This is a genomic window from Roseateles sp., from assembly GCF_052436255.1.
Taxonomy (GTDB): Bacteria; Pseudomonadota; Gammaproteobacteria; order Burkholderiales; family Burkholderiaceae_C; genus Pelomonas.
On the sequence record NZ_JBQVNP010000121.1, the window covers coordinates 1 to 16,183 of the forward strand.

The 16,183-nt window shown below is 68.5% G+C and carries 19 protein-coding genes; 14 read left to right on the top strand and 5 right to left on the bottom strand.

Annotated features, from left to right (window positions below; genetic code table 11):
• Window positions 1–128: 128 nt before the first annotated feature.
• The 9 genes from cueR to ACT6S0_RS21055 all read left to right on the top strand — a co-directional run bounded on the left by cueR (window position 129) and on the right by ACT6S0_RS21055 (window position 10,083).
• Window positions 129–548 carry a Cu(I)-responsive transcriptional regulator gene (gene cueR, locus ACT6S0_RS21015; protein WP_056261357.1) on the top strand — a complete coding sequence of 140 codons (420 nt, stop codon included), beginning with the start codon at window positions 129–131 and terminating at the stop codon, window positions 546–548.
• 79 nt (window positions 549–627) lie between these two features.
• Window positions 628–975: a DUF305 domain-containing protein gene (locus ACT6S0_RS21020; RefSeq protein WP_444765718.1), complete on the top strand. Its 348-nt coding sequence runs from the start codon at window positions 628–630 to the stop codon at window positions 973–975.
• A gap of 106 nt (window positions 976–1,081) precedes the next feature.
• Entirely contained in the window at window positions 1,082–1,483 is a 402-nt protein-coding gene (locus ACT6S0_RS21025) for a hypothetical protein (RefSeq protein ID WP_444765719.1), read from the top strand.
• An 88-nt stretch (window positions 1,484–1,571) separates the two neighbouring features.
• A complete protein-coding gene (locus tag ACT6S0_RS21030) occupies window positions 1,572–2,861 on the top strand; it encodes a TolC family protein (protein WP_444765720.1) in 1,290 nt (429 codons plus the stop codon).
• Window positions 2,862–2,866: 5 nt separating this feature from the next.
• The gene (locus tag ACT6S0_RS21035; RefSeq protein WP_444765721.1) at window positions 2,867–4,381 is read left to right on the top strand and encodes an efflux RND transporter periplasmic adaptor subunit; all 1,515 of its coding nucleotides are present in this window, start codon (window positions 2,867–2,869) and stop codon (window positions 4,379–4,381) included.
• On the top strand, window positions 4,378–7,518 hold the full coding sequence (locus tag ACT6S0_RS21040; RefSeq protein WP_444765722.1) for an efflux RND transporter permease subunit: 3,141 nt from the start codon (window positions 4,378–4,380) through the stop codon (window positions 7,516–7,518). The genes ACT6S0_RS21035 and ACT6S0_RS21040 overlap by 4 nt, the downstream gene beginning before the upstream one ends.
• Before the next feature lie 50 nt (window positions 7,519–7,568).
• Window positions 7,569–9,008 (top strand): MBL fold metallo-hydrolase, encoded by a 1,440-nt coding sequence (locus tag ACT6S0_RS21045; RefSeq protein ID WP_444765723.1) that lies wholly within the window; start codon window positions 7,569–7,571, stop codon window positions 9,006–9,008.
• Window positions 9,005–9,550, top strand: coding sequence for a YeeE/YedE thiosulfate transporter family protein (locus ACT6S0_RS21050; RefSeq protein ID WP_444765724.1), 546 nt, complete (start codon window positions 9,005–9,007; stop codon window positions 9,548–9,550). Before ACT6S0_RS21045 ends, ACT6S0_RS21050 begins: the two co-directional genes overlap by 4 nt.
• The gene (locus tag ACT6S0_RS21055) at window positions 9,550–10,083 is read left to right on the top strand and encodes a YeeE/YedE thiosulfate transporter family protein (protein WP_444765725.1); all 534 of its coding nucleotides are present in this window, start codon (window positions 9,550–9,552) and stop codon (window positions 10,081–10,083) included. Before ACT6S0_RS21050 ends, ACT6S0_RS21055 begins: the two co-directional genes overlap by 1 nt.
• Window positions 10,084–10,105: 22 nt before the next feature.
• Here the strand turns inward: ACT6S0_RS21055 and ACT6S0_RS21060 are convergent, their stop codons facing one another.
• From ACT6S0_RS21060 to ACT6S0_RS21075, 4 genes are read right to left on the bottom strand one after another with little or no spacing between them, the layout of a single operon-like run.
• Window positions 10,106–10,732 carry a DUF599 family protein gene (locus ACT6S0_RS21060; RefSeq protein WP_444765726.1) on the bottom strand — a complete coding sequence of 209 codons (627 nt, stop codon included), beginning with the start codon at window positions 10,730–10,732 and terminating at the stop codon, window positions 10,106–10,108.
• A gap of 12 nt (window positions 10,733–10,744) precedes the next feature.
• Window positions 10,745–11,179, bottom strand: coding sequence for a DUF6691 family protein (locus ACT6S0_RS21065; protein WP_444765727.1), 435 nt, complete (start codon window positions 11,177–11,179; stop codon window positions 10,745–10,747).
• Between the two features lie 9 nt (window positions 11,180–11,188).
• Window positions 11,189–11,623 carry a YeeE/YedE family protein gene (locus ACT6S0_RS21070; RefSeq protein ID WP_444765728.1) on the bottom strand — a complete coding sequence of 145 codons (435 nt, stop codon included), beginning with the start codon at window positions 11,621–11,623 and terminating at the stop codon, window positions 11,189–11,191.
• Between the two features lie 3 nt (window positions 11,624–11,626).
• Window positions 11,627–11,947, bottom strand: coding sequence for an ArsR/SmtB family transcription factor (locus ACT6S0_RS21075; protein ID WP_444765729.1), 321 nt, complete (start codon window positions 11,945–11,947; stop codon window positions 11,627–11,629).
• Window positions 11,948–12,024: 77 nt separating this feature from the next.
• Here ACT6S0_RS21075 and ACT6S0_RS21080 point away from each other — a divergent pair, with 77 nt between their 5' ends.
• The 4 genes from ACT6S0_RS21080 to ACT6S0_RS21095 all read left to right on the top strand — a co-directional run bounded on the left by ACT6S0_RS21080 (window position 12,025) and on the right by ACT6S0_RS21095 (window position 15,012).
• A complete protein-coding gene (locus ACT6S0_RS21080; protein WP_444765730.1) occupies window positions 12,025–12,912 on the top strand; it encodes an MBL fold metallo-hydrolase in 888 nt (295 codons plus the stop codon).
• Window positions 12,909–13,721, top strand: a complete 813-nt coding sequence (locus ACT6S0_RS21085) for a redoxin family protein (RefSeq protein ID WP_444765731.1) — start codon at window positions 12,909–12,911, stop codon at window positions 13,719–13,721. Before ACT6S0_RS21080 ends, ACT6S0_RS21085 begins: the two co-directional genes overlap by 4 nt.
• The gene (dsbG, locus tag ACT6S0_RS21090; RefSeq protein ID WP_444765732.1) at window positions 13,718–14,524 is read left to right on the top strand and encodes a thiol:disulfide interchange protein DsbG; all 807 of its coding nucleotides are present in this window, start codon (window positions 13,718–13,720) and stop codon (window positions 14,522–14,524) included. Before ACT6S0_RS21085 ends, dsbG begins: the two co-directional genes overlap by 4 nt.
• A 95-nt stretch (window positions 14,525–14,619) precedes the next feature.
• Window positions 14,620–15,012, top strand: a complete 393-nt coding sequence (locus ACT6S0_RS21095) for a DUF302 domain-containing protein (protein ID WP_444765733.1) — start codon at window positions 14,620–14,622, stop codon at window positions 15,010–15,012.
• 57 nt (window positions 15,013–15,069) lie between these two features.
• Here ACT6S0_RS21095 and ACT6S0_RS21100 read toward each other — a convergent pair whose 3' ends face one another.
• A complete protein-coding gene (locus ACT6S0_RS21100) occupies window positions 15,070–15,426 on the bottom strand; it encodes an ArsR/SmtB family transcription factor (RefSeq protein ID WP_444765734.1) in 357 nt (118 codons plus the stop codon).
• Between the two features lie 103 nt (window positions 15,427–15,529).
• Here ACT6S0_RS21100 and ACT6S0_RS21105 point away from each other — a divergent pair.
• Window positions 15,530–16,183: YeeE/YedE thiosulfate transporter family protein (locus tag ACT6S0_RS21105; RefSeq protein ID WP_444765735.1), on the top strand; the 654-nt coding region annotated here is incomplete at its 3' end.

Below are 16,183 nucleotides of genomic sequence, written 5' to 3' on the forward strand. Positions count from 1 at the left end.
GTCATCGGCATCCCGCTCGCCGCCTTCGGGTTGCTGAGCCCCGTCGTGGCAGCCGCCGCGATGGCCTTCAGCAGTGTCAGCGTCGTCACCAACGCGCTGATGCTGCGCAACTGGAAAGGGACTCAGCAATGAGCACGGTCAACACGGATACCGACGGACCCTTCAACATCGGAGAGGCCGCTGCCCGCTCCGGCGTGTCGGCCAAGATGGTGCGCCACTACGAGTCGCTCGGGTTGCTGCCCAAGGTGGGCCGCACGGACTCCGGCTACCGGCAATACACCGGCAAGGAGATCCACACGCTGCGCTTCATCCGCCGGGCGCGCGATCTGGGTTTCAGCATGGCCGAGATTGCGGAGCTGTTGAAGCTTTGGCAAGACCGGCGCCGCGCCAGTGCCAACGTCAAGCGGATCGCCCTCACGCATGTGGCCGACCTGGACCGGCGCATGAAAGAGCTCGATGCCATGAAGCGAACGCTGGAGCGGCTGGCTCATTGCTGCCAGGGCGATCAGCGGCCGGACTGCCCGATCCTGGATGAGCTTGCGGACTGAACAGCTGCAGCGGGAGTGTGGATTGCCGGGTAGGCGTCGGCGGGTCATCCGCCGAACCCAGCCACCCAGGAGACTCTCCATGAAGCGTTCTTTTGCCACATCCGCCCGACTCGCACTTTGTTCAACCGGCCTCGTCGTCGGCTTGTGCGGCGCTGCAGCCGCCCAATCGGCCAACCACGGCTCGGAGCAAATGCACAAAAGCATGATGTCCGGCATGCAGCACATGCAGGGCATGAAGATGACTGGCGACACCGACAAGGACTTCGCCATGATGATGAAGATGCATCACCAGCAGGCGCTGGACATGGCGAAGGCACAGATCGCACACGGCAAGTCGCCCGAAATGAAGGCGATGGCCGAGAAGATGATCAAGGATCAGTCGAAAGAGATTGCCCAGCTCGACGCTTGGCTGCAGAAGAACAAGTGAGCCCGTTTTCATCTCAATGCGTGCGATGCGTCCGTATGCCGCACGACTTCACGTCAGCTCAAATCACGGGTCGCACGTAGGCAGGCTTGCTCGGTAAACTGCTGACATGAGGCTGAAGAAGGTGTCCCTGCGCTGGATCGCGAGCATGCTCGCGACCTTGCTGGTATTCCTTCAACTTGCCACGGCGGCGTACGCCTGCGCTGCTCCTCAGACTGCAGTCGGTGAATCGGCCATGGCGGCAATGCCCGACTGCGAAGCCATGGCCAGCATGGACGCTGAGCAACCGCAGCTGTGCAAGGCGCACTGCGACCGCGACAAGCAGACGGTCAACAACGCGCCGGTGGCCGATGTGGCGCCAGTGGCCCTGCTCGACCCATTGCTCACCCGCCTGGCGCTTTGGCTCCCGCCTGAAGCGGCCGAGGCACTGCCGGCGCTCGTTGCCGCCCATACCGGCCCGCCCGATGGCGCGCCGCCGGTCTATCTCGCCCTCCAGGTCTTCCGCATTTAGGCCCTGACGCTCGCGCGCTGCCGACTGCTCGGTAGCGCTTGCGTCTGCGATCACTTGATCGCTTCCAAGGCTTCTGTGGAGAGCTGTCATGGCCATCTTCTTTCGGGCGGGATCACGATCCCGCTTTCACGGCACGGGCTCGTGCTCGCGCCGCACCGGCGTAGCCGTCCTGGCCACGATCTTCCTTGCCGTCGTCGGCGCGGCCGGCGCCGGACCCATCAGCTTCGAGCAGGCGCTGTTGCTTGCCGAGCAGCGTTCGGCGGCACTGACCGCACGCCAGGCGGCCGCCGACGGCGCGCAGCAGGCACGAACGGCGGCCGGTCAGCTGCCCAACCCCAAGCTTGCTGTCGGCATCGAGAACTTTCCCGTCTCTGGCCCGGAGCGCTTGAGCTGGAACCGGGACTCGATGACGATGCGCCGGGTGGGCCTGATGCAGGACGTGCCGAACGCCGCCAGGCGGGCGGCCCAGCGGGAGGCGGCTGAGGCCAAGACCGCGCGCGAACGGGCGCTGCTGGAGGCCGAACGCCTGGCCGTGCGGCGCGAGGCGGCCCTGGCCTGGCTGGGGCTGCATTTCGCGCAACGGCGGTTGGCTGTGTTTGCGGCGCTGGAGCAGGAGAACCAAGTGTTGCAGGACACCCTGGGGGCACGCCTCGCTTCAGGCGCTGCAATGCCGGCAGACGCGCTGATGGCGCGGCAGGAAACGCTGGAGCTGGCCGACCGCCGCGACGAGCTGCAGGCTGCGGCCGAGCAGGCGCGTGCTCACCTGCGCCGTTGGACCGGCGATCAACTTGAGCTGTCGGCGCAGGCCGAACCGCCTGCGCTGCGGCTGGACCTGGCCCGACTGCTGGACAGCCTGGACCGCCACGCCGACCTGCTGGCCTTCGCGCCCATGCTGGCCATGGCAAGAGCCGAATTGGACGAAGCGACGGCCATGGGCCGTGGCGACTGGGGCTGGGAAGTCGCCTACGGCAACCGCGCCCGCGCTTTTGGCGACATGGTCTCGTTCCAGCTCACCTTCGATCTGCCGGTCTCGCGCGCCACGCGCCAGGAGCCGGTGGTGGCCTCGCGCCAAAAGGAGGTGGAGCGGCTGCAGGCCGAACGGGAGGATGCGCTGCGCCGCGTGCGCGCCGAAGTGGACGCGCTGGTCGCCGAGCTGCAGCGCGCCGAGCGCGTGCTGCAGCGCCTGCAGACCGCCGCACTGCCGCTGGCCAACGAACGCGTGCAGGTGACCCTGGCCAGCTACCAGGCCGGCCGCGCCGACCTCGGCACCGTGCTGACGGCACGCAAGAGCGCCGCCGAGGCGCAATTGCGCGCCCTCGACCTCCAAGCCCAGGTACTGGCCCAGCAGACCCGCCTGGCCTATCTCATCGCGGAGTGAACGCAATGTCGCCTCAAAAGAAGTTGATCACGGTCGTCCTCCTGGTCGCCATCGGTGCGGGCCTGGGGTGGGGCGCCGCACGGTGGCGGCAGGGCTCGTCGTCGAGTGCAGACGGCGCCAGCGTCAGCCCGCCGGCCGACGACCGCAAGGTGCTGTACTGGTACGACCCCATGCTGCCGCAGCACAAGTTCGACAAGCCGGGCAAGTCGCCCTTCATGGACATGCAGCTGGTGCCGAAGTACGCCGGTGAGGCCGCTGCTGGTGGCGCTGCAGGCGGCGTTGAAGTCGACCCGCGCGTGGCCCAGATGCTGGGTGTGCGCACCGCAACCGCCGAGAAGCAGCGCATCGGCACCTCCATCCAGCTGCCCGCCACCGTCCAGCTCAACGAACGCGACGTGGCCATCCTGCAGGCCCGCACGGCCGGCTTCGTGCAGCGAGTGGCCCGCCTGGCACCGGGCGACGTGGTGGCCGCAGGCGCCTTCATCGCCGAGCTGCTCGTGCCCGAGTGGGCCGGCGCGCAGCAGGAGTTCCTGGCCCTGCGCCGCACGGGCGACCCGGCGTTGACGTCTGCGGCGCGTCAGCGGCTTGTGCTGCTGGGCATGCCCACCGCGCTGGTGCAGCAGGTGGAACGAACCGGCGAGGTGCAGGCCTTGACCTCGGTGCATGCGCCTATCGGCGGGCTGGTGCAGGAGCTGATGGTGCGGCCGGGGATGACGGTGTCGCAGGGCATGAGCCTGGCGCGCATCACCGGACTGTCGACGGTCTGGTTGGAGGCGGCCCTACCCGAGGTGCAGGCCGCCACGGCGCGCGTGGGCGAGCCGGTTGAAGTGACCCTGTCCGCCTTCCCTGGAGAGACGCTGAAAGGCAAGGTCACGTCCGTATTGCCCGAGGCCAGCAGCGAGACGCGCACGCTGCGCGTACGCGCGGAGCTGCCCAACCCACGGGGTCGATTGCGTGCTGGCATGTTCGCGCAGATGCGGCTGGGCGGGGCGGCCGAGGAGGCGCTGGTGGTGCCTGCCGAGGCGGTGATCCGGACCGGCGAGCGCGCCATCGTCTACATCGTCGACCAGCCCGGGCGGTTCACGCCGGTGCCGGTCCGCATCGGCCGTGAATGGGGCGACAAGCTGGAGGTGCTAGCAGGGCTGCAGGCCGGCCAGCAAGTCGTTGCCTCCGGCCAGTTCCTGATCGACTCGGAAGCCAGCATGCAGGGCCTACTGCAGCGCCAGGCGGCCGCCAGCGCGGTGCCCGCCAGTGCTGCGGCACCGCAGGTTGCTGCGTCGGCTCAGGTCCATCAAGCAGAGGGACGCATCACCGCCCTCACCTCGCAGGACGTGACCCTGGACCATGGCCCCGTGCCGAGCCTGAAATGGCCGGCCATGCAGATGGGCTTCAAGCTCGCGCAGCCGGGCCAGGTCGACGGCTTCAAGGCCGGCGACACGGTGCGGTTCACCTTCAGGGAGAGCGCCGACGGCTATGAAGTCACGGGCGTTCAGCGCGAGCCCAAAGGGGGCGTCCGATGATCGCCGCCGTGATCCGCTGGTCGGTCGGCAACCGCTTCCTGGTGCTGCTGGCCACGCTCTTCCTGGCCGTCGCCGGCGTGCTGTCACTGCGCTCGACGCCGATCGATGCCCTGCCCGACCTGAGCGATGTGCAGGTCATCATCCGCACCAGCTACCCGGGCCAGGCCCCGCAGATCGTCGAGAACCAGGTCACCTATCCGCTGGCGACCACCATGCTGTCGGTCCCGGGCGCCAGGGCCGTGCGGGCGTTCTCGTTTTTCGGCGACTCTTTCGTCTACGTGCTCTTCGAGGACGGCACAGACCTGTACTGGGCGCGCTCGCGCGTGCTGGAGTACCTCAGCCAGGTGCAGGCGCGGCTGCCTGCGGCGGCCAAGCCGTCGCTCGGGCCCGATGCGACGGGCGTGGGTTGGGTGTTCCAGTACGCCCTGGTGGACAAGACAGGCAAGCATGACCTGTCGCAACTGCGCGCTCTGCAGGACTGGTTCCTGAAGTTCGAGCTGAAGTCGGTCCCCGATGTTGCCGAGGTGGCCACCGTCGGCGGCATGGTCAAGCAGTACCAGGTGGTGATGGACCCCGCCAAGCTGTTCGCCTACGGCATCACGCACAGCCAGGTGCGTGAGGCGCTGATGAACGGCAACCAGGAGGCCGGCGGCGCGGTGCTGGAACTGGCCGAGGCGGAATACATGGTGCGAGCAAGCGGCTTCTTGAAGTCGCTGGACGACTTCCGCAGCATCGTGCTGGCCACGCGCAACGGCGTGCCGGTGCTGCTGGGCCAGGTCGCCACGGTGCAGACCGGCCCGGAGATGCGCCGCGGCATCAGCGAGCTGGACGGTGAAGGCGAAGCCGTGGGCGGGGTCGTGATCCTGCGCACCGGCAAGAACGCCCAGACGGCGATTGCTGCAGTCAAGGACAAGCTCAAGCAACTGCAAGCCAGCCTGCCCAAGGGCGTCGAGATCGTCACGACCTATGACCGCAGCTCGCTGATCGAGCGGGCCATCGAGAACCTGACGACCAAGCTGATCGAGGAGTTCATCGTCGTCGCGCTGGTCTGCGTGGTCTTCCTGTGGCACCTGAGGTCTGCCCTGGTGGCCATCATCTCGCTGCCGCTGGGCGTGATGGCGGCCTTTCTCGTCATGCAGCAACAAGGGCTCAACGCCAACATCATGTCGCTCGGCGGCATTGCCATTGCCATCGGCGCGATGGTGGACGCGGCCGTGGTGATGATCGAGAACGCCCACAAGAGGCTGGAGGCCTGGCAGCACGCGCACCCGGGCGAGGAGCTGAAAGGCGAGGCCCGCTGGGCGGTCATCACCGATGCGGCCGTCGAGGTGGGGCCGGCGCTGTTCTTCTCACTGATGATCATCACGCTGTCCTTCGTGCCCGTGTTCACGCTGCAGGCGCAGGAGGGCCGGCTGTTCGGGCCACTGGCCTTCACCAAGACCTATGCGATGGCAGCGTCTGCCGGCCTGTCGGTCACGTTGATCCCGGTGCTGATGGGCTACTGGATCCGCGGCCGCATCCCGGACGAGCAGCGCAACCCGATCACTCGCGGGTTGATCGCGCTGTACCGGCCCGCGCTGGAGTGGGTGCTGCTCTGGCCCAAGCTCACCTTGGTGCTGGCAGTCGCCTTGTTTGCAACCACCGCCTGGCCGCTGATGCGCATGGGCGGCGAGTTCCTGCCGCCGCTGGACGAGGGCGACCTCTTGTACATGCCCTCGGCGCTGCCGGGGCTGTCGGCCCAGAAAGCCGCGGAGCTGCTTCAGATCACCGACCGCATGATCAAGACCGTGCCCGAGGTGCAACGGGTCTTTGGCAAGGCCGGCCGCGCGGAGACTGCAACCGACCCCGCGCCGATGGAGATGTTCGAGACCACGGTGCAGCTCAAGCCGCGCGACCAGTGGCGCCCGGGCATGACGCCGGAGAAGCTCGTCGAGGAGCTCGACCGCGCGGTCCAGGTGCCGGGCCTGTCCAACATCTGGATCCCGCCCATCCGCAACCGGATCGACATGCTGGCCACCGGCATCAAGAGCCCCATCGGCGTGAAGGTGTCGGCGCCGGACCTGGCCGCCATCGACCGCGTCGCCGCTCAGGTGGAGTCGGTCGCCAAGACCATCCCGGGCATCAGCTCGGCGCTGGCGGAGCGGCTGACGGGCGGCCGCTATGTCGACGTGCGGATCGACCGCGCCGCAGCAGCCCGCTACGGCATGAACGTGAGCGACGTGCAGGCGGTGGTGGCTGGCGCGATAGGCGGCGAGAACGTCGGCGAGACGGTCGAAGGGCTGGCGCGTTTCCCGATCAACCTGCGCTACCCGCGCGAGCTGCGCGACACGCCAGAGAAGCTGCGCAACCTGCCGGTGCTGACGCCGCTTGGCCAGCAGGTGACGCTGGGCTCGCTCGCCACCGTGGCCATCGTCGACGGGCCGCCCATGCTCAAGAGCGAGAACGCCCGGCCGTCGGGCTGGGTCTATATCGACGTGCGCGGCCGTGACATTGCTGCGGTCGTTGGCGACCTGCGGCGCGCGGTGGCCGGGCGGGTGAAGCTGGAGCCCGGCATGAGCCTGGCGTACTCCGGGCAGTTCGAGTACATGGAGCGGGCCAACGAGCGGCTCAAGGTGGTCGTGCCGGCAACGCTGCTGATCATCTTCGTGCTGCTCTACCTGACCTTCCGCAGCGCCAGCGAGGCCGCGCTCATCATGGCGACCCTGCCGCTGGCGCTGACCGGCGGCGTCTGGTTCCTCTACCTGCTGGGCTACAACCTGTCGGTCGCGACCGGAGTGGGCTTCATCGCGCTGGCAGGCGTGGCGGCGGAGTTCGGTGTCGTGATGCTGCTGTACCTGAAGCAGGCGCTGGAGGACCGTGCGCGCGCCGGAACGACCATCACGCGTGCGGTCGTGTTGGATGCAATCCGGGAAGGCGCCGTCCTGCGCGTGCGGCCGAAGGCCATGACCGTCGCCGTCATCCTTGCCGGCTTGCTGCCCATCGTCTGGGGCTCGGGCACCGGGTCCGAAGTCATGAGCCGCATCGCCGCGCCCATGCTGGGTGGCATGGTGACGGCACCGCTGCTGTCGCTGTTCGTCGTGCCGGCAGCCTTCGCGTTGATGAGGGCGCGCGCCACCGCAGGCGCCCCTACTCGATGACGACGTGAAATCCTACAAACGGGCGGCGCGGCACTACAGAAACTGCTGACATGCTGTTCGAGCGCATCAAGACCCCGGGCATCGCCCACGTCGCCTACCTGATCGGCGCCAAGGGCGTCGGCGCCATCGTCGATCCACGCCGTGACATCGACGAGTACCTGACCCTCGCCCGCAAGCACAAGCTGACGATCAAGTACGCCATCGAGACCCACCGCCAGGAAGACTTCGTGATGGGCTCGGCCGAACTGGCGCGCCAGTGCGGCGCCAAGGTAATCAACGGGCGCCACGAGGCCTTTGGCCATGGCGACATCCGCCTGGCCGATGGCGAGGCCTTCGAGCTAGCCGAGGGCATCCGCCTCGTCGCGCTGCACACGCCCGGCCACACGCCCGAGAGCATGTGTTACGCGATCTACCTGAGCGACGCGCCGGAGCAGGCCTGGGCCGTCTTCACCGGCGACACGCTGTTCATCGGCGAGGCTGGCCGCACCGACCTGACCGACCCCGCCAAAACCGGCGAGCACGCCGGCCAGCTCTACGACGCCGTGCACGCCAAGCTGCTGCGCCTGGGCGACCAGGCCATCATCCTGCCGGCACACGGCGCCGGCTCGGTCTGCGGCGGCAACATCGCCGAGCGCGACGATTCGACCCTCGGGCTGGAGCGCCGCTACAACCCGGTGTTCGTGCGTTCACGGGAGGCGTTCGTGCAGGGCAAGCTGGATGAACGCATCCCGCGCCCGCCCTACTTCCGCCACATGGAGCAGGTGAACAGCGCCGGCGGCATGGGGCCGCTGCGCGCGCCTACCGCCGTGCGAGTGCTGCAACCCAAGGATTTCCACGCCGAGTCCCGCCGCGGCGTCGTGTTCGACCTGCGGCTACCCGAGGCCTTCGCCGGCGGGCATGTGCCCGGCTCTTACAGCATCTGGACCGAAGGCCTGCCCGTCTTTGCCGGTTGGATCGCCGAAGCCGGGTCGCCCATCTACCTGGTGCTCGACCACGCGGACAAGACGCTTGGCGATGCCGTGAAGGCACTCGGCCGCATCGGCCTCGACCACGTCGAGGGCTTGCTGGCCGGCGGCTTCGAGGCCTGGCGCGACCACGGCCTGCCGATGGCCGGCATCGGCACCATCGGGCCCGCCGCGATTGACGAAAACCCCAACGGGCGCGCGTTGCGCGTGCTGGACGTGCGTGACGACCGCGAGTTCGAGACCGAGGGCCGCATCCCCGGCGCCTCGCACCTGTATGTCGGCTATGTCGAGGAGCACCTGGACCGGCTGCGCCCGGCACTCGACCTGCAAGCGCCGCTGGTCGTCACCTGCGGCGTCGGCCACCGCGCGAGCCTGGCCGCCAGCATGCTGTTGCGCCAGGGCGCCCAGGACGTGCGCAACCTGCTCGGCGGCATGGACGCCTGGAAGCGCCTGCAGCGCCGCACGGATTTCGGCCCGTCTGCCGATTCAGTGACCACGCCGGACGTGGAAGGGCCCCGCCAATGAACAGTCATCGCCACCCTACCGCAGGCAGTGATCGCGGCCCGTCGCCCTACCTCATCGGCGCGGCCATCGGCCTGTTGAACATCGGCGCGTTCGCGGCGTTCAAGAAGGGCATCGGCGTCAGCGGCGCCTACGAAAGCTCCGCCGCACTGGCGGCGCGCAAGCTGGCCCCCGATGCCGTGCACGTGAACGACTACGTCAAGGCCAAGAAGGAGGCGCCCAAGTTCAACTGGGAGTCTTGGCTGGTGCTAGGCACGATGCTTGGCGGCATGGCGGCCGCGCGCGCGGCGGGCGGGCGTGACGTCGACCGGCTCGGCGCTGCACCCGACAGCACGCCGCTGCGCTCGCCACTGGCCAGTGCGGCCGGCGGCGCGATGCTGATGTTCGGCGCCCGCATGGCCGACGGCTGCACCAGCGGGCACGGGCTTTCGGGCACGGCCCAGGGCGCCGGCTCCAGCTGGTTGTTCACGCCGCTGATGTTCGCGGTCGGGTCCCTGCTGGCGCGGCGCACACGCGGCAAGCGGCAACATGACGGAGGCCTGTGATGGCAGAGATGAACGAGGGCACGCGCAACCTGCTCGGGCTGGCGACGGGCGTGCTGTTCGGCGCATTGCTGCAGCGCGGCGGGGTGGCCCGCACCCGCACCAAAGTCGGCCAGCAGAAGGGTGAAGAAGCGCGGGTCGCCAAGACCATGGGCACGGCTGTCGCTGTTGGCGCACTGGGCCACCGCTGGCTGCACCAGCGCGGCCTGGCGACCGACGAGCCCAAGCCGCTGAACCCGGTCGGCCTGGTGGGCGGCGCGGTGCTCTTTGGCGCCGGCATGGCGCTGTCGGGCTACTGCCCCGGCACGGCCGCGGCGGCCGCCGGCAGCGGGCGCCGTGAAGGGCTGTGGGCCATGGCCGGCATGCTGGCTGCGGCAACGGCTTTCGTGGCCAGCTATCCGCGGCTGAAGCAGGCGCTCGAGGCCGGCTCCCTCGGGCGCGTGACGGCAGCGAAGGGCACGTCCGCACGACTGGCCACGCCGCCGCTCAACGTCAAGGTCCGGCCGCGTGAGGCCGCCGGGCAAGCGATGCGCTAAGGCGGCGCGTACCCGGCGGCGCTCAGCCGGTGCCGTGTCCCCGGTCCAGCCAGACCAGGCCGCCGGTCACGACTGCGGCAGTCACAGTGCCGGCCAGCGGGTGGTACAGGCCTACCACCACCGGCACGACCAGCACCATCTGGCGCAGCCCCACGCCGTACAGCATTCCGGCATCGCGGATGTAGCGGACCGCCTCGGGCGACCAGGCGGTACGCGCACCAGAGCCTACCGGCATCCCGCAGATGAAGCCGGCATGGTTGTACAGCCGCACCGAGAACAGCGAGCAGACGAGCGAGGCGCACAGCAGCCCCATGAGCAGCAGGTCCATCAGCTCCCGCGGACTGAGGGCGGGCGCGCCTCCTGTACCGCCCTTGGACGGCGCGAGCAGGCTCACCGTGCTCATCAGCGCCAGGGCGGCGGTGGACGCCAGCACCGTGGCCGACATCACCGAGTTGCGCAGCGTCTGCACGGCCAGCACCTCGGAGCCGGGCTGGGCGGAGACGGCCGCATACCAGTCCTCGCGCAGGCTCGCGTGGTGCCCGAGGATGCCTCGGCCCGGCTGCGACCGCAGCCGCTGGCGCAGCAGCGACAGCTCATACAGCAGGACCAAGCTCGTCGTCAGCCCCGCCAAGGCCCAGGGCCAAGCCACGCCGCCCACGGCTCAGGCCCGTCCGGCGGGCGGGCTCACCCGGCGCTCAGCCAATTCGAAGAGCGCCATGCCGACCAGCATTGCCAGCACGAACACCGCAGCCTTGGCCTCGCCCATACCCAGGCCCACCAGGGCCGGCCCGGGGCAAAAGCCCGCGATGCCCCAGCCGATGCCGAACAGCACGCTGCCGCCAATGAGGCGCCGGTCGATCTCGCTTGCCGTCGGCAGCTTCATCGGCAGGCCCAGCAGCGATGCCGAGCGGCGCCTTGCCACTGCGAAGCCGACCACCCCGACCGCGATGGCGCCGGCCATCACCAGCGCGAGCGAGGGGTCCCAGGCGCCGGCCAGGTCGAGGAAGCCCAGCACCTTGGCCGGGTCGGCCATGCCCGACAGGAGCAGCCCCAGGCCGAAGAGAACACCGGCGAATGCCGCAGTGACGATAGGCATGGCAACTCCTCAGAAACCGATCAGGTGGCGCAGCACGAACACGGTGGCAAAACCTGCCCCCATGAAAACGGCGGTGGCCGCGAGCGAGCGGACCGAGAAGCGCGACAGCCCGCACACGCCATGGCCGCTGGTGCAGCCGGCGCCGTAGCGGGTGCCGATGCCCACCAGCAGCCCGGCCAGCACCAGGGCGCCCCAGCCCGCATCAATTCGCGGTGCGGGCAACGCGGCCCAGGCCGCCCAGGCCAGCGGCGCGCCTACCAGCCCGAGCAAGAAGGCCACGCGCCACGCGACCTCGCCCCGCACGGGCTTGAGCAGGCCGCCCAGGATGCCGCTGATGCCGGCGATGCGGCCGTTCAGCAGCGCCAGCAGCACGGCGGCCAGGCCGATGAGGGCGCCGCCGGCCAGGGCGGTCCAGGGCGTGAAGGAAGGCCAGTCAACCGTCATCGATCACTCCTTGGGGCAGTAGAGGCGGTACAGCAGTTCCAGGACCTGCAGCACGTTCGGGTCTGCCACGCTGTAGTAGATGTGCTTGCCCTCGCGGCGGGTGTTCACAACGCCCTCACCGCGCAAGACGGCGAGTTGCTGGGACAGCGTGGGCTGCCGGATGTCCAGCGCTTCTTCCAGCTCGCTCACACACATCTCCCCTTGCGAGAGCTGGCAAAGCAGCAGCAAGCGCTCGGGGTTGGCAAGGACTTTCAGGGTTCCGACAGCGCGGCCGGCAGCGATTCGCAGCCGCTCGGGGTCGATGACGTTCAAGTGCTCGGGCATGGGTACTGTTGAAGGTTTGACATTACTTTATCTTTAAATATACTATTGTTCAACATAATCTTCATCAGGAGTTCAGGATGACTTCCAGAACTGCCATTCAAGCCTTCTTCGACGACAAGACCTGGACGGTGTCCTATGTCATCGCCGACACCGCCAGCCGCGCTGCAGCCATCGTCGACCCGGTCTTGGACTTCGATTTCAAGTCGGGCCGCACGGCCACCGTCCAGGCAGACCGACTGCTGACTCATGTGCGCGAGCAAGGCCTGCAGGTGCAATGGATTCTGGAGACGCACGCCCATGCCGACCACCTCTCCGCCGCCCGCTATGTTCAAGACGCGGTGGGCGGGCGCATTGCCATCGGCGAGCACATCAAACAGGTCCAGGCGACCTTCAAGAAGCTCTACAACCTGGAGCGCTATTTCCTCCCCAACGGCAGTCAGTTTGACCATCTGTTCAGGGAAGACGAGGTCTTCCACATCGGCGAGGTGCCCGTCCGCGCGATGCTGGTGCCCGGCCATACGCCGGCCGACATGGCCTATCTGGTGGACGGCGCTGTCTTCGTGGGCGACACGCTGTTTATGCCCGACGTGGGCAGCGCCCGCGCCGACTTTCCCGGTGGCGATGCGCATGAGCTGTTCCGCTCCATCCGGCGCCTGTTGGCGCTGCCGCGCGAGACGCGTATGTTTGTCTGCCACGACTACCCGCCTAAGGGCCGCTCGCCGGGCTGGGAGACGACGGTGGCTGAGCAGCGCACAAGCAATATCCATGTGCACGACGGCATTGGCGAGGATGAATTCGTGCGTATGCGCAAGGCGCGGGATGAGCAGTTGGAAGTGCCCACGCTGATCCTGCCGTCCATCCAGGTCAACATCCGCGCCGGCCGGCTGCCGCCGGCAGAAGCCGATGGCATCAGCTATCTGAAAATTCCCCTGAACGCGCTGGGCAGCGGCAAGGCGCCAACGTGAGCAGCGCCATCGCCCTGGGGCCTTTGTCGCTACCGCTGGCGCTGCTGCTGGTGCTTCTGTCAGCCATGGTGTCGCTGACACTGGGCAAGCGCTTGTCGGGGGGTGCGCAGGCAGTTGACCGCAGCCTGTGGTGGGCGCTTGTGCTCGGCCTTGCAGCGGCGCGGCTGGCCTTCGTCTACGAGTACCGCGCGCTCTACTTCGACGCACCGCTGTCCATCCTTGATATCCGCGATGGTGGCTGGAACGCGACCGCTGGCCTGCTGGCCACCTGGGCCTACGGGCTATACCGGGAGCGCGGAGCAGTCGCAATGCGACGACCGCTGCGCTGGGCTCTGGGGGCTGGTACGGCCGTCTACTTCGTGGGCAGCATCGCCCTGGCGGTCACTGCACAACCGGGGCCGCCGCTGCCGGCGGTAGCCTTCACGTCGCTTGAGGGAACAAGCGTCAGCCTCGACGGCTTTCGCGGCCGTCCGACCGTGGTCAACCTCTGGGCCACCTGGTGCCCGCCCTGCGCCCGCGAAATGCCTGTGTTGCTGGACGCCCAGCGAAAGCGTGCCGACGTCCACTTCGTATTCCTCAATCAGGGCGAGGACGCGGCTCAGGTCCAGCGCTGGCTGAACCGCAACGGCCTGCCCCTGCGCAATGTGCTGCTCGACCCGCGCCGCCAAGCCGGTGCGATGTTCCACCAACAGGGCTACCCCACCACCCTGTTCTTCGATGCGCGCGGCGAACTCGGTGCAACCCGCGTTGGCGAACTCTCCGCCGCCACGCTTCAGCAGAAATTGCAAGATCTCACCCTCCCACCATGAAAACGCCTCTGATCCTGTCTCTGGCCGCTGCGCTGTGGGTTCTGCCCATGTCCGCCAGTGCCGACGCGCTGCCGACTGCCGTGCAGGCGCTCGCCCAACATGGCGTCAACGTCGTTGGCCCGTTCACCTCACGCACAGGGCTCAAGGCTTATGCCGCCCTGGCCAACGGACAGCCAGCAGCGCTCTATGTGACATCGAACGGGGCCGTCATTGTTGGGACGGCCCTGGATGCGCGCGGCCAAGGGCTGGACGAGGACGCGCTGCAGGCCGCGCTGCGCAAGCCGCTGCCCGAGTCGGTCTGGCAGCAGCTCGAGGGCAGCCGCTGGATCGCCGACGGCGCCGCGACTGCGCCGCGCATCGTCTATGTGTTCACCGATCCGAACTGCCCCTTCTGCGCCAAGCTGTGGTTCGACGCCCGGCCCTGGGTGGACAGCGGCAAGGTACAGCTGCGCCATGTGCTAGTGGGCATCCTGTCGCCCACCAGCGCCGGCAAGGCAGCGGCCCTGCTGGCCTCGCCCGACCCTGCGGCAGCGCTGCGCGCCTATGAAAGCGCGCATGCGCCTGCGACCGCTGCGGCCCTCGCGTCGGGCGAGCGCCCCAAACCACTGGCCGGCAAGTCGCTGCATCCGCTGGCGCCCATCCCACCGGCCCTTGCCACGCAGCTGGAGGCGAACGCCAAGCTGATGTCGAGCCTGGGCCTGCAGGCCACGCCAGGCCTGGTGTGGCGGGACGCCAAGGGCGCCATCCAAAAGCGCGCCGGTGCGCCGGACGCCAGCCTGGCAGACATATTCGGTTCGCGTTGAGCTGACACCGCGGCGCCCGTACCCGCAGACGGGAACGAAAACTGCCCGCCAAAAAATGCTCAGGCCTTCAGCCTGAAATTCTGGAAGGAATGACGATGGAATACGGATTTCATGCCCGCGTCGCGGGGCCGTTCGATGCGACGGTGCAGCGCGTGCTGGACGCGCTCAAGGCAGAGGGTTTCGGGGTGCTGTCAGACATCGACATCCAGAAGGCGATGAAGGAGAAGCTGGGTCATGAGGTGCCGGCCCACCGCATCCTGGGCGCATGCAACCCGCCGCTGGCCTACCAGGCATTGCAGGCGGAGCCCAACATCGGGCTGCTGCTGCCCTGCAACGTCACCGTCCGGCAGGGCGAAGGCGACATCGTCGAGGTGGGCTTCCTCAACCCTGACCTGATGGTCGAGCTGACGTCCAACCCGGCGCTGCGCGCGGTCGCCCAAGAGGCGTCGGCCCGGCTGCACCGGGTGCGAGACGCGTTGCAGAGCTGATCGGCCCTTGTCCACCGGCGGCCCCGAGCCCGCCAACTACCTTGACCACGCCCGCCTTCAGCGCAGGCCGCCGGCCAGCAGGCGCTCCTCTGCAGGCACGATGTCGTCACTGTCTAGCTCCACCGCGATTTGCGTGCAGACGGCGCGGCACAGCATCGCGACTTTCTCGCTTTTCAGCCGGTAGTAGATCTGCGTGCCCTCCCGCCGCTTGCCGAGGATGCCGGCGCGGTAGAGCGTGGCGAGGTGCTGTGACATATTGGGCTGCGTGGTCTGGATCTGTGCCAGAAGCTCCGATACGTTGCGTTCGCCGTTGCAGACGACGCTGATGATCTTGAGTCGGATGGGCGTGGCCAGCATGCCGAAGAGCTCGGCGGCAGACTCGAAAACGCGGTCTTCCTCGGGAACGGCGGTCATGCGTCGGCGGGCGGGCTGGGCGGGAAAATCACTGTATCAGCAAGTGCCGATGTGGGCCTTGCGGAACGCAGAATGCGCGGGCTCCCCTTTGTGAAAGCTGACCATGGATGAAGCCAGCCTGCCTTTCCTGACTTACCGCGTGATCGGTGCCGCGTTCGCCGTGGCTGTGCTGTTTGGCGCGCTGTGCCAGCGCAGCCGCTTCTGCACGATGGGCGCCATCGCCGACATCTATGCCATGGGCGACTGGCAGCGGGCCCGCATGTGGATGGTGGCGGTGGCGGTGGCGATGCTGGGGTTCAACGGCCTCGCAGCGCTGGGGCTGGTGGACCCGGCGGCCAGCATCTACACGGGGCCGCGGCTGCTGTGGCTGTCGGCCGTGCTGGGCGGCTTGCTGTTCGGCTTTGGCATGGTGCTGGGGTCGGGCTGCATCAGCCGCAACCTGGTGCGGCTGGGCGGCGGCAGCCTGAAGTCGCTGGTGGTGCTGGTGGTGGCGGCAGTGGCGGCAGGGGCGACGCTGCGTGGCCTGACGGCGGTGCTGCGCGTGGCCACGGTGGAGAAGGTCGTTGTGGACATGCCGGCGGGCCAGGCGCTGCCGAGGCTGCTGGCCAGCGCCTTCCCCGGCACGGCGGCGGCCTGGGGCCTGGGCCTGGCCGCCGCTGCTGCCGCAGCGCTGCTGGCCTGGGCCGTGCTGCCGCGCGAGGGGCGCTCGCTGCGGGTCGTGCTGACTGGCCTTGGCGTCGGCCTGCTGGTCACGGCG

Bases quoted from the DNA above. Each gene is read 5' to 3' on its own strand.
- cueR (WP_056261357.1), top strand. From the start codon at position 129: ATGAGCACGGTCAACACGGATACCGACGGACCCTTCAACATCGGAGAG.
- ACT6S0_RS21020 (WP_444765718.1), top strand. From the start codon at position 628: ATGAAGCGTTCTTTTGCCACATCCGCCCGACTCGCACTTTGTTCAACC.
- ACT6S0_RS21025 (WP_444765719.1), top strand. From the start codon at position 1,082: ATGAGGCTGAAGAAGGTGTCCCTGCGCTGGATCGCGAGCATGCTCGCG.
- ACT6S0_RS21030 (WP_444765720.1), top strand. From the start codon at position 1,572: ATGGCCATCTTCTTTCGGGCGGGATCACGATCCCGCTTTCACGGCACG.
- ACT6S0_RS21035 (WP_444765721.1), top strand. From the start codon at position 2,867: ATGTCGCCTCAAAAGAAGTTGATCACGGTCGTCCTCCTGGTCGCCATC.
- ACT6S0_RS21040 (WP_444765722.1), top strand. From the start codon at position 4,378: ATGATCGCCGCCGTGATCCGCTGGTCGGTCGGCAACCGCTTCCTGGTG.
- ACT6S0_RS21045 (WP_444765723.1), top strand. From the start codon at position 7,569: ATGCTGTTCGAGCGCATCAAGACCCCGGGCATCGCCCACGTCGCCTAC.
- ACT6S0_RS21050 (WP_444765724.1), top strand. From the start codon at position 9,005: ATGAACAGTCATCGCCACCCTACCGCAGGCAGTGATCGCGGCCCGTCG.
- ACT6S0_RS21055 (WP_444765725.1), top strand. From the start codon at position 9,550: ATGGCAGAGATGAACGAGGGCACGCGCAACCTGCTCGGGCTGGCGACG.
- ACT6S0_RS21065 (WP_444765727.1), bottom strand. From the start codon at position 11,179: ATGCCTATCGTCACTGCGGCATTCGCCGGTGTTCTCTTCGGCCTGGGG.
- ACT6S0_RS21070 (WP_444765728.1), bottom strand. From the start codon at position 11,623: ATGACGGTTGACTGGCCTTCCTTCACGCCCTGGACCGCCCTGGCCGGC.
- ACT6S0_RS21075 (WP_444765729.1), bottom strand. From the start codon at position 11,947: ATGCCCGAGCACTTGAACGTCATCGACCCCGAGCGGCTGCGAATCGCT.
- ACT6S0_RS21080 (WP_444765730.1), top strand. From the start codon at position 12,025: ATGACTTCCAGAACTGCCATTCAAGCCTTCTTCGACGACAAGACCTGG.
- dsbG (WP_444765732.1), top strand. From the start codon at position 13,718: ATGAAAACGCCTCTGATCCTGTCTCTGGCCGCTGCGCTGTGGGTTCTG.
- ACT6S0_RS21095 (WP_444765733.1), top strand. From the start codon at position 14,620: ATGGAATACGGATTTCATGCCCGCGTCGCGGGGCCGTTCGATGCGACG.
- ACT6S0_RS21100 (WP_444765734.1), bottom strand. From the start codon at position 15,426: ATGACCGCCGTTCCCGAGGAAGACCGCGTTTTCGAGTCTGCCGCCGAG.